Genomic DNA, 20,589 nt, shown 5'->3' with positions numbered 1-20,589 from the left:
CCACGGCACCGGCCGGTCCCCGGCCGGCGCCCCGTCCCACCGGAACCCCACCGTCCCCATCGGCAACTCCCTCATCCGCCGGAGGAACCACCATGACCGCACGCTCCACCCGTCGTACGACCGCCGCGCACTCCCGGCTAGCAGCGGTCGGTGCGATCGCGGTCGCCGGCGCCCTGCTGCTCACCGGATGCGGCGACCAGACCGAGAACGGCGACTCCGGCAGCAGCGACAACCAGTCCGCGAGCGGTGCCCCGCTGGCCGACAAGCTGCCGCAGTCGATCCGCGACAAGGGCACCATCAAGGTCGGCTCGGACATCGCGTACGCGCCCGTCGAGTTCAAGGACGACTCCGGCAAGACGGTCGGTATCGACCCCGACCTCGCGGACGCCCTGGGCAAGCAGCTCGGTGTGAAGTTCGAGTTCGAGAACGGCACCTTCGACACCCTGATCACCGGCCTGCGCTCCAAGCGGTACGACATCGCCATGTCCGCGATGACCGACACCAAGGACCGCCAGGAGGGCATCGACGCCGACACCGGCAAGAAGGTCGGCCAGGGCGTCGACTTCGTCGACTACTTCACCGCCGGTGTCTCGATCTACACCAAGAAGGGCGACGACCAGGGCATCAAGACCTGGTCCGACCTGTGCGGCAAGAAGCTCGTGCTCCAGCGCGGCACGGTCTCCGAGGACCTCGCCAAGGCCGAGAACGAGAAGTGCCCGGCCGGCAAGAAGATCTCCATGGAGGCCTTCGACAACGACCAGCAGGCCCAGACCCGCCTGCGCGCGGGCGGCGCGGACGCCGGTTCCTCCGACTTCCCGGTCGCGGCGTACGCGGTGAAGACCTCCGGCGGCGGCAAGGACTTCGAGCTCGTCGGCGAGCAGGTCGAGGCCGCGCCGTACGGCATCGCGGTCGCCAAGGACAACACGCAGCTGCGTGACGCCCTGAAGGCGGCGCTGGACGCGGTGATCGCGAACGGCGAGTACAAGAAGATCATGGACAAGTGGGGCGTGTCGGAAGGCGCCATCACCGAGGCCACCGTCAACGGCGGCAAGTGACCGCGCGGCGGGCGCTGAAAGGCAACATCCGTGACTGTTGACATCGACAAGACGGCGGGCGGCCCGGCCGGCACCCCGCCGACCCCGCCGGAGGCCATCAAGGCCATCCCGGTCCGGCACTACGGGCGGTACGTCTCCGCGGTCGTCGCGATCGCGCTGCTGGCCGCGGTCGTGTACGCGTTCTCCCAGGGCAAGATCAACTGGGGCGCGATCCCGGACTACTTCTTCGACGACCGTGTCCTGACCGGCATGGGCAAGACGCTCCTGATCACCGTCCTCGCGATGCTGATCGGTGTCGTCGGCGGCATCCTGCTCGCCGTGATGCGGCTGTCGAAGAACCCGGTGACCTCGTCCATCGCGTGGTTCTACATCTGGTTCTTCCGCGGCACGCCGGTCCTGGTGCAGCTGGTCGTCTGGTTCAACCTCGGCCTGGTCTTCGAGTACATCAACCTCGGCCCGTTCTACCGCGACGAGTGGTCGGACTTCATGACGCCGTTCCTGACGGCGCTGCTCGGCCTCGGCCTCAACGAGGCGGCGTACATGGCGGAGATCTGCCGCGCCGGTCTGCTCGCGGTCGACGAGGGCCAGACCGAGGCGGCGCACGCGCTCGGCATGAGCCACACCAAGACGCTGCGCCGGATCGTGGTCCCGCAGGCGATGCGCGTGATCGTGCCGCCGACGGGCAACGAGGTCATCAACATGCTGAAGACGACCTCACTGGTGTCGGTCGTCCAGTACGCCGAGTTGTTCCGGGTCGCCCAGGACATCGGCCAGACCTCGGGCGCCCCGGCCGAGATGCTGTTCCTCGCGGCGGCCTGGTACCTGCTGCTGACCTCGATCTTCAGCATCGGCCAGTACTACCTGGAGCGCTACTACGCCCGCGGCTCCAGCCGCAGTCTGCCGCCGACCCCGATGCAGAAGATCAGGGCGAACCTGTTCTCCCTGTCGAACCGCTCCAGCACGACGGGAGGTGCGGCATGACCGCCATGGTCAAGGCCGAGGGCGTGCACAAGTCCTTCGGTGCCCTCGAGGTCCTCAAGGGCATCGACCTGGAGGTGAAGCAGGGCGAGGTGTTCTGCCTCATCGGCCCCTCCGGCTCCGGCAAGTCCACCTTCCTCAGGTGTATCAACCACCTCGAGAAGATCAACGCCGGGCGTCTGTACGTCGACGGCGAGCTGGTCGGCTACCGCCAGAAGGGTGACAAGCTCTACGAGCTGAAGGACAGCGAGGTCGCCCTCAAGCGCCGGGACATCGGCATGGTCTTCCAGCGCTTCAACCTGTTCCCGCACATGACGGCCGTCGAGAACGTCATGGAGGCGCCGGTCCAGGTCAAGGGCATGAGCCGGGGCCAGGCCAGGGACCGCGCACGGGCCCTCCTGGAGCGCGTGGGCCTGGCCGACAAGGCCGGCAACTACCCCTCGCAGCTCTCCGGCGGCCAGCAGCAGCGCGTCGCCATCGCGCGGGCCCTGGCGATGGACCCGAAGCTGATGCTGTTCGACGAGCCGACCTCGGCGCTCGACCCCGAGCTGGTCGGCGACGTCCTCGACGTCATGCGCGACCTCGCGGAGTCCGGCATGACGATGGTCGTCGTCACCCACGAGATGGGCTTCGCCCGCGAGGTCGGCGACAGCCTGGTCTTCATGGACAACGGCGTGGTGGTCGAGTCGGGCAACCCGCGCGACGTGCTGACCGACCCGCAGCACGACCGGACGAAGGCGTTCCTGTCCAAGGTCCTGTGAGACCGCGCGAACAGTGGCCAGGGGCGGTACGGATCTCCGTACCGCCCCTTCGGCGTGTGGTCCTACTTGACCGCCAGCAGCAGCGTGTCCGACGGCGAGCACCACACCGGCCGGGCCTCGCCGAAGCCCTTCTCGCGCAGCACGCGCGCGTGCCACGCCGCCGAGGGCATCTCGCCGTCGGCGTGCTCGCCGTAGATCTCGAAGCGGCGGGCGGTGGGTCCGGCGAGCACCGGGTCCTTGGCGGCGAGCTGCCACCACTCGGACCAGTCCAGCGCACCCTGCCCCTTGGCGGCGTCCATCCGCGCGTGCCGCTGCGCGCGCTCGGCCGCGTTGATCCGGGGCGTCTCTTCGTCGATCATGTGGTCCGCGTTCATGAAGACACCGCCGTCTCGGACCAGCTCCGCGACCCGGCCGTAGAGATCCGCGAGGGGTTCGGCGTGGAACCAGTGCAGGGCCGTGGCGGTCAGCACGGCGTCGTAAGCCTCGTACGGCAGCTTCGACGGCCAGTCGGGGTCCTTCAGGTCGGCGGCGACGAAGGAGACCCGCTCGTCGCCCGCGAAGGTGCCCTCGGCGATGGCGAGGAGGGCGGGGTCGAGGTCCACACCGGTGCTCGTGGCGTCCGGGAACCGGTCGAGCAGCCGGGCCGAGATGGTGCCGGTGCCGCAGGCCAGGTCCAGCACGCGCGGCGCGGGACCGACGAGCGCCTCGACCATGTCCAGCATGATCCGGAACCGTTCCTCGCGGTCCGGCATGTACCACTCCTGCTGCCGGTCCCAGCTCTGCTGCCAGGCCTGCCAGTCGGCACCCGCCGCGGCGGTCGTGGTGGTGGTCGTGGCCGTGGTGGTGGTCGTGTTGGCCGTGGTCGTGTCCGCGTTCGTCATCGAGCCCCTCCGCATCGCGTCGCGTAATACCCTGGAAGCGCGATCAGCTGTTACCTGACCGCAGGCACGACCCTAGAGCCCCGTCGTAAGGACTACAAGTGGAACTGGCCTATTACTCGGATTACGCCGTGCGTCTCGTCAACACCGAGGAACCGTCGCGGGGACAGGACTCCCTGACCTCGGTCGAGGCCGTCCGTGAGCTCTTCGGCGCCAACCAGTCGGCGGCCCGGCGCGCGTCCGACGCCGACGTGACGCGGTTCCGCTCGGTCCGGGGGCGGCTGCGGTCGGTCTTCGAGGCAGCCGACGGCGGCGACGAGACCCTCGCCGTGGACCTGCTGAACTCACTGCTCCTGGAGTTCCCCGTAAGCCCGCAGATCTCCGGGCACGACCACCGCGCGGAGGACGGCAGCCCGCTGTGGCACATGCACCTGGCGGACCACCCCTCCAACGCGACGGCAGGTTTCGCGGCCATCGCGGCGATGGGCCTGGCCTTCCACCTCACCGAGTACGGCGTGGACCGGCTGGGCCTGTGCGAGGCCGCCCCCTGCCGCAACGCCTATCTGGACACCTCCACCAACCGCTCCCGGCGCTACTGCTCCGACCGCTGCGCCACCCGCGCCAACGTGGCGGCCTACCGCGCCCGCAAGCGCCTGGAGGCGGACCGGTCGGCCAGCACCGGCCTGACCGCCGACAGCGCCCAGCGGACCACGGCGAGCGGCGAACGCTGACCCGCCCTCGGCGGCCGGTACCGGAACCGGACCCGGCCAAGGACGAGATCCTGCGGGACCACCCCGTAGTCGGTGCTGTCCCCGCCCGCGAACGCGTTGTCCCCGAGCACCCACCAGCCGGCCCCGCGCCGTTCGGCCGCCCGCTTGACCACGAGCAGGTCCTGCTGGAAGGGGTGCCGCAGCACGACCACGTCACCCGGCCGGACCCGGGCCCCCCAGTGCACGAGCAGCACGTCCCCGTGGTGCAGCGTGGGCACCATCGACGGCCCGGTCACCTCGGCCGGCCCGAAGGGCAACGCCCCTCTCGAGCGCTCGGTCTCCTGCGACAGTTGCTCCGGCATCACCCGGCACCTCCCCGGTCTTTCCTCCACCAGTCTCAGTCTCACCCCGGACTTTTGTCCTAAGCCCACGGGGGCACCCGCGAAATCGGGCCTCCCAGGGAGTAATGTCCCCCCTGAGAAGACGATCACGAGGAAGGAACGCTTCATGCTTTCCCGCCTGTTTGCCCCCAAGGTCACGGTCAGCGCCCACTGCGACCTGCCCTGCGGCGTGTACGACCCTGCCCAGGCCCGCATCGAGGCGGAGTCGGTGAAGGCCGTCCAGGAGAAGATGGCCGGCAACGACGACCCGCACTTCCAGACGCGCGCCACGGTCATCAAGGAGCAGCGCGCCGAGCTCGCGAAGCACCACGTCTCCGTGCTGTGGAGCGACTACTTCAAGCCCCCGCACTTCGAGAAGTACCCGGAGCTGCACCAGCTGGTCAACGACACCCTCAAGGCCCTGTCGGCCGCCAAGGGCTCGAAGGACCCGGCGACCGGCCAGAAGGCCCTGGACTACATCGCCCAGATCGACAAGATCTTCTGGGAGACCAAGAAGGCCTGACGGACGTCAGCATCCCGGGGCCGGCGATCGGTGCACCATCGCAGGCCGCAGGGCAGCCCGAAGGGGCCCGGCGCCATCCTGGCCGGGCCCCTTCGGCGTTGTCGTGGTCAGGGGTTCTCGGTGACCGATTCCCCGGAGTGCTCCGGCCTCCCGGGCCGTGCCTCGGCTTCGGCGGCCCCGGCGTTCTTCTCGGGGCCCGCCTCGCACCGCGGGTTGCCGCACGGGCCCGGGGCCCATTCCGGTACCCATATGCCCAGCGTCTTGTGGCGCCGGACGACCGCTTCGACTGGCTGTCCGCACACGGGACAGGCGTACGTGTCGCTGTCCATACCCCAAGGTTAGAGCGGGCGGCGGCTCAGCGCTTGCGGTGGTACGTACGCACCACGGCACCGTTGCCGAAGGTCCGCACCGAGTCCGGCACGAACTCGGAGACCCGGAACCCGGCGGCGAACATCGGCATGCCGGCGCCGAGGAGCACCGGGTAGGTCTTGATGACCAGTTCGTCGACCTCGTCGACCAGCTCGCCGGCAACGGCCGATCCGCCGCACAGATAGATGCCGAAGGCACTGTCCTCGGCCTTCAGCTCCCGGACCCTGCCGACCAGATCCGTCGAGATGATCTGGACGTTCGGGTCGGGCGACTCCGTGAGCGTGCGCGAGGCCACGTATTCGCGCAGGTGGGCGTAGGGGCTGGTGACGCCCTCCTTGAGGGCCAGGTCGTAGCTGGCTCGTCCCTGCACGATCGTGTCGAACCGCTTGTTCGGCAGGTCGTCGATGCCCAGCGGACGACGGCCGTGGGTCGGCAGTGTCTCCGGATACTCCGACTTCAGGAACTCGAAGAACTCCTCGTCGACGAACGGGACCATGAACGACGCGTCGCCGTCCGGGCCGCCGATGAAGCCGTCGATCGAGCAGGCGATGAAGTACGTGAGTTTGCGCAAACCGGTCTCCCGTTCGTGTTGACCACTGCGACCACAGTACTCCATGCGTAGTTGTTTGGGGAGTGAATCGGGCGATCAACGGACTGCGCGATCACGGAGTCCGCGGCTCGCGCCACATCGGCCACATGCGGGGGCCGTCCGGCAGATCCAGGGCCCGGCCGGTGAACTCGAAGCCGAGACGTTCGTAGAGCGCCTTCCCGCGGGCACTGCTCGCCTCGAGATAGGCGGGCAGCCCTTCAAGATCGCAGCGGTCCAGGACGGTCTCGATCAGCGCGGTGCCCAGGCCCTCGCCCTGCCGCCCCGGGACCACGCCGATCATCCACAGGTACGCGTGGGCCCGGCCGGAGGGGTGGATCCCCTCCGTGAGCCGGGCTATCAGCTCCACGCGCTCGTTCTCCGGGTCGACGGCCTCTCGGACACGGGCGGGGCCGTCCTCCGCACCCTCGTGCTCCTCCGCCGGGACGGGGAGCCACAGCGCGCAGGCGGCGCCGTCCTCGGTGAGGTCGACACGGCCGTCCGCGAAGACGGCGTCGGCGAACGCGGCCATGAGCCGATGATGTGTCCGACGACGGTACTCAGCGCCGGGAAAGACCCAACTGCTCACCGGATCGTCCTGGAATGCCTCGTCCAGCAGCCGGACGACCAGCTCCCGGTCGCCCTCCCCCGCCGTGCGGATCACCACACCCATGCTTCGCCCCTTCGACTCAACACTGCCTGCCGGTACGGCGGTTGAGCCTAGCCGCTGGGCCTGGGCCCCACTGGGAGAGACAGAGGGGCGGGCCCCGCACACCGTGGGGAAGTGCGGGACCCGCCGGACCGGAGCCGTCGGCGGTGCGGCCGTACGTCGGTCAGGTGCCGTACGGCCCTGCACGGGCTCCGGGGTCTTGCGTGGCCGCCCCGGCGATCCACCACGCCGGGCCGGGCGAGGAGGCCGGGGCGGCGCTCAGGTGCTGCGCCGGGTCACGAACTCGGCCAGCGCGAGCAGGCCGCCCGCCGCCTCCGGCTCGGGCACGGCACGCGCCAGCTCCTGCATGGCCCTCGCCATCCGGTCGGCCGCCTGGGCCTGGGCCCAGTCCCGGCCGCCGGCCCGCTCCACGGCCAGGGCGGTGCGCTCCAGGTCCTCCTTGTCCTCGTCGTACAAGCCGGTGTACAGCTCGGCCAGTTCGGCGGCGGCCGGGGTGCCGGAGGTGAGGGCGGCGACCACCGGCAGTGACTTCTTGCGCGCGGCCAGGTCCGCACCGGCCGGCTTGCCGGTGTGGCGCGGGTCGCCCCATATGCCGATGACGTCGTCGATGAGCTGGAAGGCCAGCCCGGCCTCCCGGCCGAAGGCGTCCAGTGCCTCGACGTCCTCCGTGGCGGCGCCCGCGTACAGCGCGCCGACGGCACAGGCACAGCCCAGCAGGGCACCCGTCTTGGCCTCGGCCATGGCGAGCGTCTCGTCGAGCGTCACCTCGCCCGGCGGGCGCCGCTCCATGGCCGTGTCCGCGTGCTGGCCCTCGCACAGCTCCATGACGCAGTCGGCGAGCCGGGTGGCCGCCGCCGCGGACGCCGGATGCGGGTCGGCGGCGAGCAGCCGCAGGGCGAGCGCCTGAAGCGCGTCCCCGGCGAGGATCGCGTCGGCGTCACCGAACACGGTCCACGCGGTCGGCCGGTGCCGCCGGGTGGCGTCGCGGTCCATCACGTCGTCGTGCAGCAGGGTGAAGTTGTGGACCAGCTCCACCGCCGCCGCCCCCCGGACGGCCGCCGCGCGGGCCGCCGGGCCGCCGAGCGCGGCAGCCGCGGTGAGGACGAGCGCGGGGCGGATCGCCTTGCCCGCGTTGCCCGCCGCGGGCGTGCCGTCCGCGTGCTGCCAGCCGAAGTGGTAGAGCGCGACCCGGCGCATCGACTCGGGCAGCGTCGCGATGGCGGACCCCAGTTCGGGATCGACCGACGCACGTGACTCGCTCAGGAGCACGGCCGCCTCGTGCCCTTCGACCACCGCCTGCCCCTGCCCTTCGGACGACTCCCCCGGCTCCTTCTCACGCTGTGTGCCGATGGGCCCGTACCTTTCCGGCGTCCCGGTGGGACGGCGCGTCGCGGTGGCGCCGCGCCGGGTCTCCGTCATGGACTCACCTTCCCCCTGGGCCCGTCCGTACCCCGGGGGTGTACCCGCCCGGGAGGGCGGGAACACGGCGTTCGGGACAGTGACGTCACCGCCAGCGGCCGATCTCGACGTTCTCCAGCACGCCGAGCGCGTCCGGCACGAGGACCGCGGCCGAGTAGTAGGCCGTGACCAGGTATTTGATGACCGCCTGCTCGTTGATCCCCATGAAGCGCACCGACAGACTCGGCTCGATCTCGTCCGGGATGCCGGTGGCGCGCAGGCCGATGACGCCCTGGTCCTGCTCGCCGGTACGCATCGCGATGATCGAGGAGGTACGGGCCTCGGTGACCGGGATCTTGTTGCACGGGTAGATGGGCACACCACGCCAGGTCGGGATGCGGTTCCCGGCGACGTCGATGGTCTCGGGGACGAGACCGCGCTTGTTGAGCTCGCGGCCGATGGCGGAGATGGCGCGCGGGTGGGCGAGGAGCAGCTTGGTGCCGCGCCGGCGGCTCAGCAGTTCGTCGAGGTCGTCAGGACCGGGCACGCCGTCGTGCGGCTGGATGCGCTGGTCGTACTCGCAGTTGTGCAGCAGCCCGAACTCCCGGTTGTTGATGAGTTCGTGCTCCTGGCGCTCCTTCAGCGCCTCGACCGTCAGGCGGATCTGCTGCTCGGTCTGGTTCATCGGCTGGTTGTACAGGTCGGCCACGCGCGAGTGGATGCGCAGCACGGTCTGGGCGACGCTCAGTTCGTACTCGCGCGGCCGGGCCTCGTAGTCGACGAAGGTGTGCGGGATGTCCGGCTCACCGCTGTGGCCGGCCGCGAGGTCGATCTCCTTCTCACCGTGCCTGTTGGTGCGCTGCTCCGGGATCGAGCGCCGCTGCTCCAGGTGCTCGCGCAGGGAGTCGGCCCGCTCCGCGACCTGGTTCACCTCCTGGCGGGGCAGCACGAGCACCGTGCAGGCGGTGACCGTGCGGGCGGTGTACTCCCAGATGGCGTCCCCGTCGAGTAGCGCCTGGTCGCCGAAGTAGGCGCCGTCGGCGAGGACGCCGAGCACCGCGTCGTCGCCGTAGGGGCCGGTGCCGACCTTCTCGACCTTGCCGTGCGCCAGCAGGTAGACCTCGTCGGTCCGCGCGCCGAACGAGGCGATCACCTCGCCGGGACCGAACTCCCGCTGCTCGCAGCGCTGCGCGAGTTCCGACAGGACCTCGTCGTCCTCGTACGACCGCAGGGCCGGCAGCTCGCCCAGCTCCGCGGGGATGACCTCGACGCGGTCGCCGGTCTTCACGAACGTCACGCGGCCGTCGCCGACGGCGAAGGTCAGACGCCGGTTGACCCGGTACGTGCCGCCCTGGATGTCCACCCAGGGGAGCGAACGCAGCAGCCAGCGCGAGCTGATCTCCTGCATCTGAGGAACGGACTTGGTGGTGGTGGCCAGGTTCCGCGCGGCCGCCGTGCCGAGGCTCTGCTGCGGCCTGGTCTGCTCGGTGCGGACCTCTTCGCCTACCGACATAAGGAATTGCCCTCCCGGTCATGCCGGACGACAGCGCCCGGCATCGATGTGCGTGGACCAGCCTTCCTCACGGAGCGTGCCGGTGCTATTACACGAACGAGCGGGAATGGATCACTCGCGGCCGGGGCAGATATGGGGGCTTGTTTCGACTTCGGCACCCCATGGCCGGGACGAGATTGTCCGAAACGACTCGCACACGGGCCGAACAAGTAATAGGAGTTGCTCCGTTTCGGTACAAGCTCCGTACGAGGCGGTCGCGTCGGGCGGTCGTCGCGCAGCGTGAAGGAGTCGGCCGTGGCCTCACCCATGTCCGCGAGCAGTTTCCTCAAGGCACTGAAGGCGGAGGGCCTCACCGTCGTCCAGGTCGGCGACTGGCGGGACCACAACCGCAACCACAAGGGCCCGTGGGGCCCCGTGCACGGTGTGATGATCCACCACACGGTCACCAAGGGCAGCGCGCGGACGGTGGACATCTGCCGCAAGGGATACGAGGGCCTGCCGGGCCCCCTCTGCCACGGGGTCGTCACCAAGGACGGCAGGGTCCACCTGGTCGGGTACGGCAGGGCCAACCACGCCGGTCTCGGCGACGACGACGTCCTGCGCGCGGTGATCGCGGAGAAGGCGCTGCCCCGGGACAACGAGGCGAACACCGACGGCAACCGGCACTTCTACGGCTTCGAGTGCGAGAACCTGGGCGACGGCGACGACCCCTGGCCGGCGGCGCAGCTGGAGGCGATCGAGCGGGCCGCCGCGGCCGTGTGCCGCCACCACGGCTGGAACGAGCGGTCCGTCATCGGCCACCTGGAGTGGCAGCCGGGCAAGGTGGATCCGCGCGGGTTCACGATGGCGTCGATGCGGACCCGAATCCGAGACCGGCTGAAGTAACCCGAACCGACCGAGATGCCCGGAACCAGCCGACCCCCGCGACCGGCCAACTCGCCCAGGAACGGGACGAGCCAACCCGGGACCGACGGGCCACCCACGACCGACCGGGGCGCCCCGAACCCGCCACCGCGCCCCGGAACCAGCCGAGGTGCCCCGGGGCCGGGCGGGTCGCCCCGGGACCAGCCCAGGCGTCCCGGGACCGGCGGGGCGACCCACGACCGACCGGAGCGGCCCCGGTGAGCCGGGAGCCGGCCCGGGTGAGGTGGCCGGGGGGCGTGGTGGCGGGACAATGGCGGGGTGACCGGCACCGACACCCGTGAGCTCGCCGCGCTGCGGCCCCGTCTGCCCTCTCCGCTGCACGAGGTGACCGACGGACGGTTCGAGCGGCACGGTGTCCGGCTGCTGCTCAAGCGGGACGATCTGATCCACCCCGAGCTGGTCGGCAACAAATGGCGCAAGCTGGCGCCGACCCTCGCCACGGCCGGCGGGCGCACCGTCGTCACGTTCGGCGGCGCCTACTCCAACCACCTGCGGGCCGCGGCCGCCGCCGGCCGGCTGCTCGGGCTGCCCACCGTGGGCGTGGTCCGCGGTCAGGAGCTGGCCGGCCTGCCGCTCAACCCCTCACTGGCCCGGTGCGCCGCCGACGGGATGCGGCTGCACTTCGTCGACCGCTCGACGTACCGGCGCAAGTGCGAACCCGAGACCCTGGCGGCCCTGCTGCGCGCGGCGGGCGCCGAGGGCGCCGTCGTCGTCCCCGAGGGCGGCAGCAACGAGGAGGCCGTCCGCGGCTGCCGCGCCCTGGGCGAGGAGCTGGGCACACACGCCGACGTGGCCGCCGTCGCCTGCGGCACCGGTGGCACGCTCGCGGGCCTCGCCGCCGGGCTCCCCAGGGGGCGGCGAGCCCTCGGCATAGCGGTGCTCAAGGGCGGCTTCCTGGACGGTGACATACGGCGGCTCCAGGAGCGCGCGTTCGGCGGGCCGCGCGGCGACTGGAGCCTGGAGGACCGCTTCCACCACGGCGGCTACGCCCGCACCACGCCCGGCCTGGACGCCTTCGCCGAGGACTTCGAACGCCGCCACGGCCTCCCCGTGGAGCGCGTCTACGTCGCCAAGATGCTGTACGCCCTGCTCACCCTCACCGAGGAGGGCGCCTTCCCGCGCGGGACGGCCCTGGCGGCGGTCGTCACCGGCCGGCCCTTCCCCTGAGCAGGTCGCGGGCCGCTGCCCCGACGCGCCCGCGCACCCCCGCGGCCGCTCACGTCGCCTCCCGGTACGCGGCCGCCTCCTCCAGGTCCAGCCGGCGCAGCAGGGTCCGGAGCATCTCGTCGTCGATGTAGCGGCCGTCCCGCAGCCGGACGAAGACCTCGCGCTCGGCGCTGATCATCTCCCGGGAGAGTCGCCGGTAGGTGTCGTCGACGGTCTCGCCGGTGACGGGATTGACCTGGCCGAGCCGTTCCCAGACGGCGTTGCGGCGGCGCTCCAGGACCATGCGGAGGCGGTCGGCGAGCGGCGCCGGCAGGGCGTTGCGCTCGTCGGCGAGCAGGTCGTCCAGGCGCAGTTCCGCGACCCGCGAGGCCTGTGCCTGGGCGTTGGCCTCCGCCAGCGTCTCCGCCTGCACGTCGTGCGCCGGGAACTTCAGCAGGCGGATCAGCGGCGGCAGGCTGACGCCCTGGACGACCAGCGTGCCGATGACCGTGGTGAAGGTGAGGAACAGGATGAGGTTGCGCTCGGGAAAGGGCTCGCCCCCGTGCACGGTGAGCGGGATGGAGAACGCGATGGCCAGGGAGACCACGCCCCGCATCCCGGCCCAGCCGATCACGAACGGCCCCTTCCAGGAGAGCTCGCCCTCGCGCGCGCGTACCCGTGCCCACAGCCGGGGCAGGAACGTCGCCGGGTACACCCACACGAACCTCGCCACGGCGACCACCAGGAAGACGGCGAGGGCGTACCAGGCGGCGTCGGCACCCTCGTACTCCCCCAAACCCCTGAGGACGACGGGCAGCTGGAGTCCGATGAGTGCGAACACGGCCGACTCCAGGACGAACGCGACCATCTTCCACACCGCCTCCTCCTGGAGCCGGGTGGCGAAGTCGACCTCCCACGCGCGGTGACCGAGGTAGAGCGCGACGACGACCACCGCCAGCACCCCGGAGGCGTGCACCTGCTCGGCGACCGCGTAGGCGACGAACGGGATCAGCAGGGAGAGCGTGTTCTGCAGCAGCGCCTCCGTCAGGTGGGTGCGCAGCCAGTGCAGCGGCACCATCAGGACCAGCCCGACGCCGACGCCGCCCACCGCCGCGATGAGGAACTCGCCGATCCCGCCGGCCCAGGTCGCCCCCTCACCGACGGCCGCGGCGAGCGCCACCTTGAAGGCGGTGATCGCGGTGGCGTCGTTCACCAGGGACTCGCCCTGGAGGATCGTGGTGATCCGGGAGGGCAGCCCCACGCGGCGGGCGACCGCCGTGGCCGCGACGGCGTCCGGGGGCGCCACGACCGCGCCGAGCACCAGGGCCGCGGTCAGCGGCAGGCCCGGCACGATGAGGTACGCCGCGCAGCCGACGACGAAGGTGGCGAACAGGACGTAGCCCACGGACAGCAGCGCCACGGGCCGGGCCTGCGCCCGCAGGTCCAGGTAGGAGCTGTCGGTGGCCGCCGTGTAGAGCAGCGGGGGCAGCAGCAGGGGCAGGACGATGTGCGGGTCGAGGGTGTAGTCGGGCACACCGGGCACGTAGCTCACCGCCAGGCCCGCCGCGACCAGGAGCAGCGGCACCGGCACCGGTACGCGTCGTCCCGCCGCGGCGACCGCGGCGCTGCCGGCCACCAGCAACAGCAGCGGCATCACGTCCATCGTCCTCGCCCGCCCTCGTTCTTCCGCGCGGTCTTCCGCACAGCCGTCGTAACCTGGCAATCATGAAACAGTGCACGCACGCCGACGCGCTGCCGCACCCGGAACCCGAGCCGTGCGGCGAGACCTGTCCGGAGTGCCTGGCCGAGGGAACCGACCCGGTGCAGCTGAGGCTGTGTCTCGTCTGCGGTCATGTCGGCTGCTGCGACTCCTCGCCGAACCGGCACGCGACGGCGCATTACAAGGAGAGCGGCCACCCGGTGATGAGGACCTTCGAGCCCGGGGAGAGCTGGCGCTGGTGCTTCGTCGATCACGTCCTGGTGTGACCTCTGCCCGGGACGGTTCGACCGTCTGACGTCTGGGTACGTCAACCCGGCGCGCGCTCTTCCGATTTGAGCCCGCCGACCCCCTAGCCACTGTGCGTGTTCGTGTGTTTACTATGAGTGACAGCACGGGGTTGGGGTCTCGGGGACAGGAAACTTCGGAGCGCGATAACGTCACCGCTGAACCACGTATCGCGTTATCCCGAGGGGCGTCCCTCGGCCCTGTAACGCTTGTACCACCTTGGAGGTGAGGGTGTCCCAGATCGCAGGCGAGCCCGCGACCCAGGACTTCGTCGAAGTCCGGCTGCCGGCCGCGGGTGCCTACCTGTCGGTGCTGCGTACGGCGACGGCCGGCCTCGCAGCTCGTTTGGACTTCACCCTCGACGAGATCGAGGACCTGCGCATCGCAGTCGACGAGGCCTGCGCGATCCTGCTGCAGCAGGCCGTGCCCGGCTCGGTGCTCAGTTGTGTCTTCCGCCTCGTCGACGACTCGCTCGAGGTCACCGTCTCGGCACCGACCACGGACGGCCACGCGCCTTCCCGGGACACCTTCGCCTGGACGGTGCTCTCCGCCCTCGCGGGCAAGGTCTCCTCCGCCGTGGACGAGGACAAAACCGTTTCGATCAGCCTCTACAAACAGCGCGGCGCGGGACCCGGGCCGACGTGAGGGACGGGGACGGGCCGGTGAGGGACGAAGAGCGCGGTACACGGGAGCTGCCGGCCGAGGGCACACGTTCTCCGAACGAGGCGCGACGCACGGCGGACGGCATCGACGGCATCCCCGAGCAGGCCCGGCCGCATCCGGAGGACGAGACCCCGCCCGGGGCCGTCGTTCCGGGCGACGGGCAGCGGACCGGGGAGACCCCCGTCCGGCCCGTCCGAGCGGAGGCGAGGGCTCGGGAAAGGGCAACGGGCGGGACGATGAGCGAGCACGAGCGACACTCCGAGGGCCACGCGCCGGGTGCACGGGGCACGCAGGGCACACGGCACGACCCGCAGGACCGCAGCGGTGCGCGCCTCCTGTTCGCCGAGCTGCGCACGCTGACGAAGGACAGCCCGGAGTACGCGGAGCTGCGCAATCGTCTGGTCCGCATGCACCTGCCGCTGGTCGAGCACCTCGCGCGCCGCTTCCGCAACCGCGGCGAGCCCCTGGACGACCTCACCCAGGTCGCCACCATCGGCCTGATCAAGTCGGTGGACCGCTTCGACCCGGACCGGGGTGTGGAGTTCTCCACGTACGCGACGCCCACGGTCGTCGGCGAGATCAAGCGCCACTTCCGGGACAAGGGCTGGGCGGTGCGCGTCCCGCGCCGGCTCCAGGAGCTGCGGCTCGCCCTGACGACGGCCACGGCGGAGCTGTCCCAGCTGCACGGCCGCTCCCCCACGGTCCACGAGCTGGCCGAGAAGCTGTCGATCTCGGAGGAGGAGGTCCTGGAGGGCCTGGAGTCGGCCAACGCGTACTCCACGCTGTCCCTGGACGTCCCGGACACCGACGACGAGTCACCGGCGGTCGCCGACACCCTCGGCGCCGAGGACGAGGCCCTGGAGGGCGTCGAGTACCGGGAGTCGCTCAAGCCGCTCCTCGAGGACCTGCCACCGCGGGAGAAGCGCATCCTGCTGCTGCGCTTCTTCGGCAACATGACCCAGTCCCAGATCGCGCAGGAGGTCGGCATCTCCCAGATGCACGTGTCGCGGCTGCTGGCCCGCACGCTGGCACAGCTGCGGGAGAAGCTGCTGGTCGAGGAGTAACCGCCGTCGGCGGGTGGCTTACGGCTGCTTTCCGGCGTTGCCGGGCCCCCGGATGCCGAGGGCCTGGGTGGTCGTCGGATTGACGAGCAGCACCAGCGCGGTGACGGCCACGACACCGAGCACGATGCCCGCCGGAACGGCCAGGCTGTCGGCCCGCACCATGTTGTAGGCGACGGGCAGCGCCATGATCTGCGTGATCACGGCGGGCCCTCGGCTCCAGCCCCGTCGGGCGATCAGTCCACGGGCGGCGAGCAGCGGCAGCAGGGCGAGGACGATCAGCGTGACTCCGCCGGTGACGGCCGAGGTCCGGTCGTCGGGGTGTCCGGTGAGGCCCTCCACGAGCATCCAGCCGCCGCCGACGACGAGCGCCAGCCCCTCCAGTGCGGCGATCGCGGCCACGGCGGTCAGCCGGCCGGGGCGAGGGCCCGCCTCTTCGGCGGTTGCGGAGGCGGGGGTGGGGGTCTGCTCACTGCTCACCCCGAAAGGGTAGCCCTCGGCGCGCCCGCGTCCGCCGCGGTGTCCCACGTATCACGCGTGCCGTCCGCCGGTGACCATCTTCACCTCGGTCTGGGCCGAGTACCACCCAGTAGGTACCCTGCACAGCATGCGTGCACTTCTCGTGGTCAATCCGGCGGCAACCACCACGAGTGCGCGCACGCGCGACGTGCTGATCCACGCGCTCGCGAGCGAGATGAAGCTGGAGGCGGTCACCACCGAGTACCGCGGCCACGCGCGCGACCTCGGCCGGCAGGCGGCACAGAGCGACGACATCGACCTGGTGGTGGCCCTCGGCGGCGACGGCACGGTGAACGAGGTCGTCAACGGTCTGCTGCACGCGGGTCCCGACCCGGACCACCTGCCCGGTCTCGCGGTGGTCCCGGGCGGTTCCACCAACGTCTTCGCCCGCGCCCTCGGTCTGCCCAACCATGCGGTGGAGGCCACCGGAGCCCTGCTGGACGCCCTGCGCGAGGGCAGCGAGCGGACCGTCGGCCTGGGGCTGGCGTCGGGTACCCCCGGCTCGGAGGACGAGGCGGTTCCGGCCCGCTGGTTCACCTTCAACGCCGGGCTGGGGTTCGACGCGGGCGTGGTCGGCCGGGTCGAGCAGCACCGTGAGCGCGGCAAGAAGTCGACGCATGCCCTCTACGTCCGCCAGGTGGTGCGTCAGCTCATCGGCGAGCCGCACCGCCGCAGCGGGACGATCACTCTGGAGCGGGCGGGCGAGGACCCGGTCACCGATCTGGTCCTGTCCATAGTTTCGAACACCTGCCCCTGGACGTTCCTCGGGAATCGCCCGATCTACGCCTCTCCCGAGGCGTCGTTCGACACCGCCCTCGACGTGTTCGGCCTCAGCCGGCTGTCGACGGCCGCGGTTGCCCGGTATGGCACCCAGTTGCTCACTTCGTCCCCCGAGCGCGGACCGCGGGGGCGTCATGCGGTCTCCCTGCACGATCTGACCGAGTTCACCTTGCATTCGAAGGTGCCCCTGCCCCTTCAGATGGACGGTGACCACCTGGGGTTGCGGACCAGCGTGACGTTCACAGGCGTACGCCGTGCACTGCGTGTGATTGTGTGAGCAGAAGGGGCGAAAGTCCTTTCACTCGAACGTTTAGACCAGGATCCACCCCATGGAAGTACGGCTGTGACCTAGTCGACACCGAAGAATCAAAAAAAACTTTCCGGAAGGGGTTGTATCCGCCGCCGAGGTTTGCGAGTCTCTTCTTGGCGATCGGGACAGCCCGCAGGACCGGCATCCACAGATCACCGGAACCCCTCTTCAAACCACAGGACCACGCCAGGGAACCTGGCGGTATGCCCTTCCCTTGTTGAGGGATTCGTGAAAGCGTTCACATTCACAAGCATCCCAGCATGTAATACCAAGGAGAGGTAGCAGCCATGGACTGGCGTCACCGCGCCGTTTGCCGCGAGGAAGACCCCGAGCTCTTCTTCCCCATCGGCAACACCGGTCCCGCGCTGCTGCAGATCGAGGAAGCCAAGGCCGTCTGCCGTCGCTGCCCCGTCATGGAGCAGTGCCTGCAGTGGGCGCTCGAGTCCGGCCAGGACTCCGGCGTCTGGGGTGGTCTCAGCGAGGACGAGCGCCGCGCAATGAAGCGCCGTGCCGCCCGCAACCGGGCTCGTCAGGCCTCCGCCTGACAACCCACCCCTACTGACAGCCTCAGCTTGGCGGCGCGTACAGCGAGTACGCATCCCCCGCTCCCGAGCCGCAGCGCGCAGTACCCCCGATGCGCATCGGACGATGTATCGCACGAGCACTGGCCTCGGACCTTCACCGGTCCGGGGCTTTTTGCTGTGCCCGAGCCCCCGTGTCCCGTGTCCCGTGGTGCTTCGGGCGCCGGGAGCCGCCCTACTTCTCGGCGGGCACCGGGATGTCGAGGATCACCCGGGTGCCGCGCTCCGAGGCGGGGACCATGTCGAAGGCGCCGCCCAGCTCGCCCTCCACCAGGGTGCGGACGATCTGCAGGCCGAGGTTGCCGGAGCGGTGCGGGTCGAAGTCCTCGGGCAGGCCGACGCCGTCGTCCTGGACGGTGACCAGCAGCCGGGCCTCCTTGGTCGTGCCGCCGCGGACCGCGGAGACCTCGACCGTGCCGGTGTCGCCGTCCCGGAAGCCGTGCTCCAGTGCGTTCTGCAGCACCTCGGTCAGCACCATGGACAGCGGGGTGGCGACCTCGGCGTCGAGGATGCCGAAGCGTCCGGTGCGCCGGCCGGCGACCTTGCCCGGCGAGATCTCCGCCACCATCGCCAGCACGCGGTCGGCGATCTCGTCGAACTCCACGCGCTCGTCCAGGTTCTGGGAGAGCGTCTCGTGCACGATCGCGATCGAGCCGACCCGGCGCACGGCCTCCTCCAGCGCCTCGCGCCCCCGGTCGGACTCGATGCGCCGGGCCTGCAGGCGCAGCAGGGCCGCCACCGTCTGGAGGTTGTTCTTCACCCGGTGGTGGATCTCCCGGATGGTGGCGTCCTTGGTGATCAACTCGCGCTCCCGACGGCGCAGTTCCGTCACGTCGCGCAGGAGGACGAGCGAACCGATGCGGGTGCCCTTGGGTTTGAGCGGGATGGCGCGGAACTGGATCACCCCGTCGTGCGCCTCGATCTCGAACTCGCGCGGCGCCCAGCCGCTGGCGACCTTGGCGAGCGCCTCGTCCACCGGCCCGCGGGACGGGGCGAGTTCGGCGGTGGTCCGACCCAGGTGCTGGCCCACCAGGTCGGCGGCCAGCCCCATGCGGTGGTAGGCCGACAGCGCGTTCGGCGAGGCGTACTGGACGATGCCGTCCCCGTCGACCCGGACCAGGCCGTCGCCGACGCGGGGCGAGGCGTCCATGTCGACCTGCTGGTTCTCGAACGGGAAGGCGCCGGCCGCGATCATCTGGGCCAGGTCCGAGGCGCTCTGCAGGTAGGTGAGCTCCAGCCGGCTCGGCGTACGCACCGTGAGCAGGTTGGTGTTGCGGGCGATGACCCCGAGGACGCGTCCCTGGCGGCGTACGGGGATGGACTCGACGCGGACCGGGACCTCCTCGCGCCACTCGGGGTCGCCCTCGCGCACGATGCGGCCCTCGTCCAGGGCGGCGTCCAGCATGGGACGCCGGCCGCGCGGGACGAGGTGGCCGACCATGTCGTCCTGGTACGAGGTGGGGCCGGTGTTGGGCCGCATCTGGGCGACGGAGACGTAGCGCGTGCCGTCGCGGGTGGGGACCCACAGAACGAGGTCGGCGAAGGACAGGTCGGAGAGAAGCTGCCACTCCGAGACCAGCAGATGGAGCCACTCGAGGTCGGAGTCGTCGAGCGCGGTGTGCTGGCGTACGAGTTCGTTCATGGAGGGCACGGGGCTGAGCGTACCTGGCGGTACGGACAGCGCTCGAAACCAGCCGCACTCCACTGCGCCCCCGCCCCCGACGCGGCGGGCAAGCCCCCGGAAACACCCGCGGGCCGCGGCGCCTGAGAGGGACCCTCAGCCCTCTCGGCACCGCAGCCCGGAGCAACATCGGCCGTGGGGTGTGCGGTCCCGGTCGGCCGAAGGATGAGGAGCCGGAGCAGTCAGGGCAGAGAGCGCCGGTTCCTCGGTCCGTCCTCCTGTGCGGGGAGGGCGGAAGCCTGACGATCACTTTGCGTGAGCGACACGGTCAGTTCCTCAGCAACCATTGTGGACTAGACCACTAACCGTGTCCATGCGGTGGACGTTGTTTGTTGTTGGTGACCTGTGCCGACCGCACCACCGTCCGGGCAGCCGTCAGAAGCCTAACCCCGTTGGCTCAACCTCGGGGCCAGACCGCCAGGGCAATTTCCGCGAGCGCCTCCAGCTCCGCCCGGCTCGCGCCGTCACGCGCCTGCTGGGACATGCCCTGGATCATCGCGCCGGTGTACCGGGCGAGGGCGGCGGCATCCGTGTCCGGCGGCAGCACGCCCTCGTCCATGTCGGCACCGATCCGGCTCTCGATGGCGGCGATGTTCGCGTTGCGCCGCTCCCGCAGGGACTCCTCCACCTCGGCGGTCGAGCAGTTGGCGGCCGCGTGGATGACGAGGCAGCCGTGCGGCCGGCCGGGGGCCGTGTACTCGGCGGCGGCCTCGCGCAGCATCCTCGCTATGCCCGCACGCGCGGTCGGCTCCTCGGCGAGGGCGCGCTCGCCGAACGAGCCGTACCGCACCCCGTACTCCTGGACGACCTCCTCGAAGAGCGAGCGCTTGTCGCCGAAGGCGGCGTAGAGGCTCGGGGCTCCGATGTCCATGACCCGCGTCAGGTCGGAGACGGAGGTGGCCTCGTACCCGTGCTCCCAGAACGCCAGCAGGGCCGCCTCAAGCGCCGTCGCCCGGTTGAAGGAGCGCGGGCGGCCGCGGGTCCTGGCCGCGCCGCTCCGGGCAGGCGCCCCGGACCGTTCAGTCTTCTCACCGCTCACCATGGAGTGCATTTTATAGCGGCCGCTAGAAAAAAGCCCCGAGGCCGTTGTAACGTCAT

At 70.8% G+C, this 20,589-nt stretch carries 23 protein-coding genes; 12 read left to right on the top strand and 11 right to left on the bottom strand.

Features of this window, described 5'->3' with window-relative positions; genetic code table 11:
- The first annotated feature begins 92 nt into the window (after positions 1-92).
- The 3 genes from ACFYZ3_RS26470 to ACFYZ3_RS26460 are packed head-to-tail and all read left to right on the top strand — an operon-like array spanning position 93 to position 2,794.
- Complete coding sequence (locus ACFYZ3_RS26470) at positions 93-1,055, top strand: ABC transporter substrate-binding protein (RefSeq protein ID WP_361004218.1); 963 nt, start codon at positions 93-95, stop codon at positions 1,053-1,055.
- A 30-nt stretch (positions 1,056-1,085) separates the two neighbouring features.
- Positions 1,086-2,036, top strand: coding sequence for an amino acid ABC transporter permease (locus ACFYZ3_RS26465; protein ID WP_356856730.1), 951 nt, complete (start codon positions 1,086-1,088; stop codon positions 2,034-2,036).
- Entirely contained in the window at positions 2,033-2,794 is a 762-nt protein-coding gene (locus ACFYZ3_RS26460) for an amino acid ABC transporter ATP-binding protein (RefSeq protein ID WP_388522441.1), read from the top strand. Before ACFYZ3_RS26465 ends, ACFYZ3_RS26460 begins: the two co-directional genes overlap by 4 nt.
- A 62-nt stretch (positions 2,795-2,856) precedes the next feature.
- Here ACFYZ3_RS26460 and ACFYZ3_RS26455 read toward each other — a convergent pair whose 3' ends face one another.
- Positions 2,857-3,675, bottom strand: a complete 819-nt coding sequence (locus ACFYZ3_RS26455) for a class I SAM-dependent methyltransferase (RefSeq protein WP_388522439.1) — start codon at positions 3,673-3,675, stop codon at positions 2,857-2,859.
- Between the two features lie 98 nt (positions 3,676-3,773).
- On the opposite strand from ACFYZ3_RS26455, the gene ACFYZ3_RS26450 reads away from it, so the two are divergent.
- Positions 3,774-4,403, top strand: a complete 630-nt coding sequence (locus ACFYZ3_RS26450; protein WP_361004209.1) for a CGNR zinc finger domain-containing protein — start codon at positions 3,774-3,776, stop codon at positions 4,401-4,403.
- On the opposite strand, the gene sodX is transcribed toward ACFYZ3_RS26450, so the two are convergent.
- Complete coding sequence (gene sodX, locus ACFYZ3_RS26445) at positions 4,307-4,744, bottom strand: nickel-type superoxide dismutase maturation protease (RefSeq protein WP_162833310.1); 438 nt, start codon at positions 4,742-4,744, stop codon at positions 4,307-4,309. The genes ACFYZ3_RS26450 and sodX overlap by 97 nt on opposite strands.
- Before the next feature lie 145 nt (positions 4,745-4,889).
- Between sodX and sodN the strand changes: the two genes are divergently transcribed.
- Positions 4,890-5,285 carry a superoxide dismutase, Ni gene (gene sodN / locus ACFYZ3_RS26440; RefSeq protein WP_003973716.1) on the top strand — a complete coding sequence of 132 codons (396 nt, stop codon included), beginning with the start codon at positions 4,890-4,892 and terminating at the stop codon, positions 5,283-5,285.
- Between the two features lie 107 nt (positions 5,286-5,392).
- Here sodN and ACFYZ3_RS26435 read toward each other — a convergent pair whose 3' ends face one another.
- The 5 genes from ACFYZ3_RS26435 to ACFYZ3_RS26415 all read right to left on the bottom strand — a co-directional run bounded on the left by ACFYZ3_RS26435 (position 5,393) and on the right by ACFYZ3_RS26415 (position 9,821).
- Positions 5,393-5,614, bottom strand: coding sequence for a hypothetical protein (locus ACFYZ3_RS26435; RefSeq protein WP_388522434.1), 222 nt, complete (start codon positions 5,612-5,614; stop codon positions 5,393-5,395).
- A 26-nt stretch (positions 5,615-5,640) separates the two neighbouring features.
- Complete coding sequence (locus tag ACFYZ3_RS26430; protein ID WP_388522431.1) at positions 5,641-6,225, bottom strand: dihydrofolate reductase family protein; 585 nt, start codon at positions 6,223-6,225, stop codon at positions 5,641-5,643.
- 91 nt (positions 6,226-6,316) lie between these two features.
- Positions 6,317-6,913, bottom strand: coding sequence for a GNAT family N-acetyltransferase (locus ACFYZ3_RS26425; RefSeq protein WP_388522428.1), 597 nt, complete (start codon positions 6,911-6,913; stop codon positions 6,317-6,319).
- Between the two features lie 255 nt (positions 6,914-7,168).
- Positions 7,169-8,329, bottom strand: a complete 1,161-nt coding sequence (locus ACFYZ3_RS26420; protein ID WP_388522425.1) for a family 2 encapsulin nanocompartment cargo protein polyprenyl transferase — start codon at positions 8,327-8,329, stop codon at positions 7,169-7,171.
- An 85-nt stretch (positions 8,330-8,414) separates the two neighbouring features.
- Positions 8,415-9,821 (bottom strand): family 2B encapsulin nanocompartment shell protein, encoded by a 1,407-nt coding sequence (locus tag ACFYZ3_RS26415; protein WP_388522422.1) that lies wholly within the window; start codon positions 9,819-9,821, stop codon positions 8,415-8,417.
- 306 nt (positions 9,822-10,127) lie between these two features.
- On the opposite strand from ACFYZ3_RS26415, the gene ACFYZ3_RS26410 reads away from it, so the two are divergent.
- Together ACFYZ3_RS26410 and ACFYZ3_RS26405 are read left to right on the top strand one after the other, a co-directional pair.
- Positions 10,128-10,706 carry an N-acetylmuramoyl-L-alanine amidase gene (locus ACFYZ3_RS26410; RefSeq protein WP_361004723.1) on the top strand — a complete coding sequence of 193 codons (579 nt, stop codon included), beginning with the start codon at positions 10,128-10,130 and terminating at the stop codon, positions 10,704-10,706.
- Between the two features lie 297 nt (positions 10,707-11,003).
- Positions 11,004-11,912, top strand: coding sequence for a 1-aminocyclopropane-1-carboxylate deaminase/D-cysteine desulfhydrase (locus tag ACFYZ3_RS26405; protein WP_388522419.1), 909 nt, complete (start codon positions 11,004-11,006; stop codon positions 11,910-11,912).
- Positions 11,913-11,961: 49 nt separating this feature from the next.
- Here the strand turns inward: ACFYZ3_RS26405 and ACFYZ3_RS26400 are convergent, their stop codons facing one another.
- Positions 11,962-13,554, bottom strand: coding sequence for a Na+/H+ antiporter (locus ACFYZ3_RS26400; RefSeq protein ID WP_388522416.1), 1,593 nt, complete (start codon positions 13,552-13,554; stop codon positions 11,962-11,964).
- A 62-nt stretch (positions 13,555-13,616) separates the two neighbouring features.
- Between ACFYZ3_RS26400 and ACFYZ3_RS26395 the strand changes: the two genes are divergently transcribed.
- The 3 genes from ACFYZ3_RS26395 (at position 13,617) to ACFYZ3_RS26385 (ending at position 15,623) form a co-directional block, all read left to right on the top strand.
- A complete protein-coding gene (locus tag ACFYZ3_RS26395) occupies positions 13,617-13,877 on the top strand; it encodes a UBP-type zinc finger domain-containing protein (RefSeq protein ID WP_356856709.1) in 261 nt (86 codons plus the stop codon).
- A 250-nt stretch (positions 13,878-14,127) separates the two neighbouring features.
- Positions 14,128-14,541: an anti-sigma regulatory factor gene (locus ACFYZ3_RS26390; RefSeq protein ID WP_003973726.1), complete on the top strand. Its 414-nt coding sequence runs from the start codon at positions 14,128-14,130 to the stop codon at positions 14,539-14,541.
- 17 nt (positions 14,542-14,558) lie between these two features.
- Positions 14,559-15,623 carry an RNA polymerase sigma factor SigF gene (locus tag ACFYZ3_RS26385; RefSeq protein WP_388522413.1) on the top strand — a complete coding sequence of 355 codons (1,065 nt, stop codon included), beginning with the start codon at positions 14,559-14,561 and terminating at the stop codon, positions 15,621-15,623.
- A gap of 18 nt (positions 15,624-15,641) precedes the next feature.
- Here ACFYZ3_RS26385 and ACFYZ3_RS26380 read toward each other — a convergent pair whose 3' ends face one another.
- Positions 15,642-16,100, bottom strand: coding sequence for a hypothetical protein (locus ACFYZ3_RS26380; protein ID WP_388522410.1), 459 nt, complete (start codon positions 16,098-16,100; stop codon positions 15,642-15,644).
- Between the two features lie 127 nt (positions 16,101-16,227).
- Between ACFYZ3_RS26380 and ACFYZ3_RS26375 the strand changes: the two genes are divergently transcribed.
- Together ACFYZ3_RS26375 and ACFYZ3_RS26370 are read left to right on the top strand one after the other, a co-directional pair.
- A complete protein-coding gene (locus tag ACFYZ3_RS26375; protein ID WP_361004180.1) occupies positions 16,228-17,196 on the top strand; it encodes a diacylglycerol kinase family protein in 969 nt (322 codons plus the stop codon).
- 320 nt (positions 17,197-17,516) lie between these two features.
- On the top strand, positions 17,517-17,774 hold the full coding sequence (locus tag ACFYZ3_RS26370; protein WP_003973730.1) for a WhiB family transcriptional regulator: 258 nt from the start codon (positions 17,517-17,519) through the stop codon (positions 17,772-17,774).
- 211 nt (positions 17,775-17,985) lie between these two features.
- On the opposite strand, the gene ACFYZ3_RS26365 is transcribed toward ACFYZ3_RS26370, so the two are convergent.
- Both ACFYZ3_RS26365 and ACFYZ3_RS26360 read right to left on the bottom strand, forming a co-directional pair.
- Positions 17,986-19,461, bottom strand: coding sequence for a PAS domain-containing sensor histidine kinase (locus tag ACFYZ3_RS26365; RefSeq protein WP_361004177.1), 1,476 nt, complete (start codon positions 19,459-19,461; stop codon positions 17,986-17,988).
- A gap of 427 nt (positions 19,462-19,888) precedes the next feature.
- Positions 19,889-20,533 (bottom strand): TetR/AcrR family transcriptional regulator, encoded by a 645-nt coding sequence (locus ACFYZ3_RS26360; protein ID WP_388522407.1) that lies wholly within the window; start codon positions 20,531-20,533, stop codon positions 19,889-19,891.
- Between the last annotated feature and the right edge of the window lie 56 nt (positions 20,534-20,589).

This window comes from Streptomyces sp. NPDC001599 (assembly GCF_042893535.1).
Classification (GTDB): domain Bacteria; phylum Actinomycetota; class Actinomycetes; order Streptomycetales; family Streptomycetaceae; genus Streptomyces.
This window is presented reverse-complemented; position numbering and strand designations above follow the sequence as displayed.

Bases quoted from the DNA above. Each gene is read 5' to 3' on its own strand.
- ACFYZ3_RS26470 (WP_361004218.1), top strand. From the start codon at position 93: ATGACCGCACGCTCCACCCGTCGTACGACCGCCGCGCACTCCCGGCTA.
- ACFYZ3_RS26460 (WP_388522441.1), top strand. From the start codon at position 2,033: ATGACCGCCATGGTCAAGGCCGAGGGCGTGCACAAGTCCTTCGGTGCC.
- ACFYZ3_RS26455 (WP_388522439.1), bottom strand. From the start codon at position 3,675: ATGACGAACGCGGACACGACCACGGCCAACACGACCACCACCACGGCC.
- sodX (WP_162833310.1), bottom strand. From the start codon at position 4,744: ATGCCGGAGCAACTGTCGCAGGAGACCGAGCGCTCGAGAGGGGCGTTG.
- sodN (WP_003973716.1), top strand. From the start codon at position 4,890: ATGCTTTCCCGCCTGTTTGCCCCCAAGGTCACGGTCAGCGCCCACTGC.
- ACFYZ3_RS26435 (WP_388522434.1), bottom strand. From the start codon at position 5,614: ATGGACAGCGACACGTACGCCTGTCCCGTGTGCGGACAGCCAGTCGAA.
- ACFYZ3_RS26425 (WP_388522428.1), bottom strand. From the start codon at position 6,913: ATGGGTGTGGTGATCCGCACGGCGGGGGAGGGCGACCGGGAGCTGGTC.
- ACFYZ3_RS26420 (WP_388522425.1), bottom strand. From the start codon at position 8,329: ATGACGGAGACCCGGCGCGGCGCCACCGCGACGCGCCGTCCCACCGGG.
- ACFYZ3_RS26415 (WP_388522422.1), bottom strand. From the start codon at position 9,821: ATGTCGGTAGGCGAAGAGGTCCGCACCGAGCAGACCAGGCCGCAGCAG.
- ACFYZ3_RS26410 (WP_361004723.1), top strand. From the start codon at position 10,128: ATGTCCGCGAGCAGTTTCCTCAAGGCACTGAAGGCGGAGGGCCTCACC.
- ACFYZ3_RS26400 (WP_388522416.1), bottom strand. From the start codon at position 13,554: ATGGACGTGATGCCGCTGCTGTTGCTGGTGGCCGGCAGCGCCGCGGTC.
- ACFYZ3_RS26395 (WP_356856709.1), top strand. From the start codon at position 13,617: ATGAAACAGTGCACGCACGCCGACGCGCTGCCGCACCCGGAACCCGAG.
- ACFYZ3_RS26375 (WP_361004180.1), top strand. From the start codon at position 16,228: ATGCGTGCACTTCTCGTGGTCAATCCGGCGGCAACCACCACGAGTGCG.
- ACFYZ3_RS26370 (WP_003973730.1), top strand. From the start codon at position 17,517: ATGGACTGGCGTCACCGCGCCGTTTGCCGCGAGGAAGACCCCGAGCTC.
- ACFYZ3_RS26360 (WP_388522407.1), bottom strand. From the start codon at position 20,533: ATGGTGAGCGGTGAGAAGACTGAACGGTCCGGGGCGCCTGCCCGGAGC.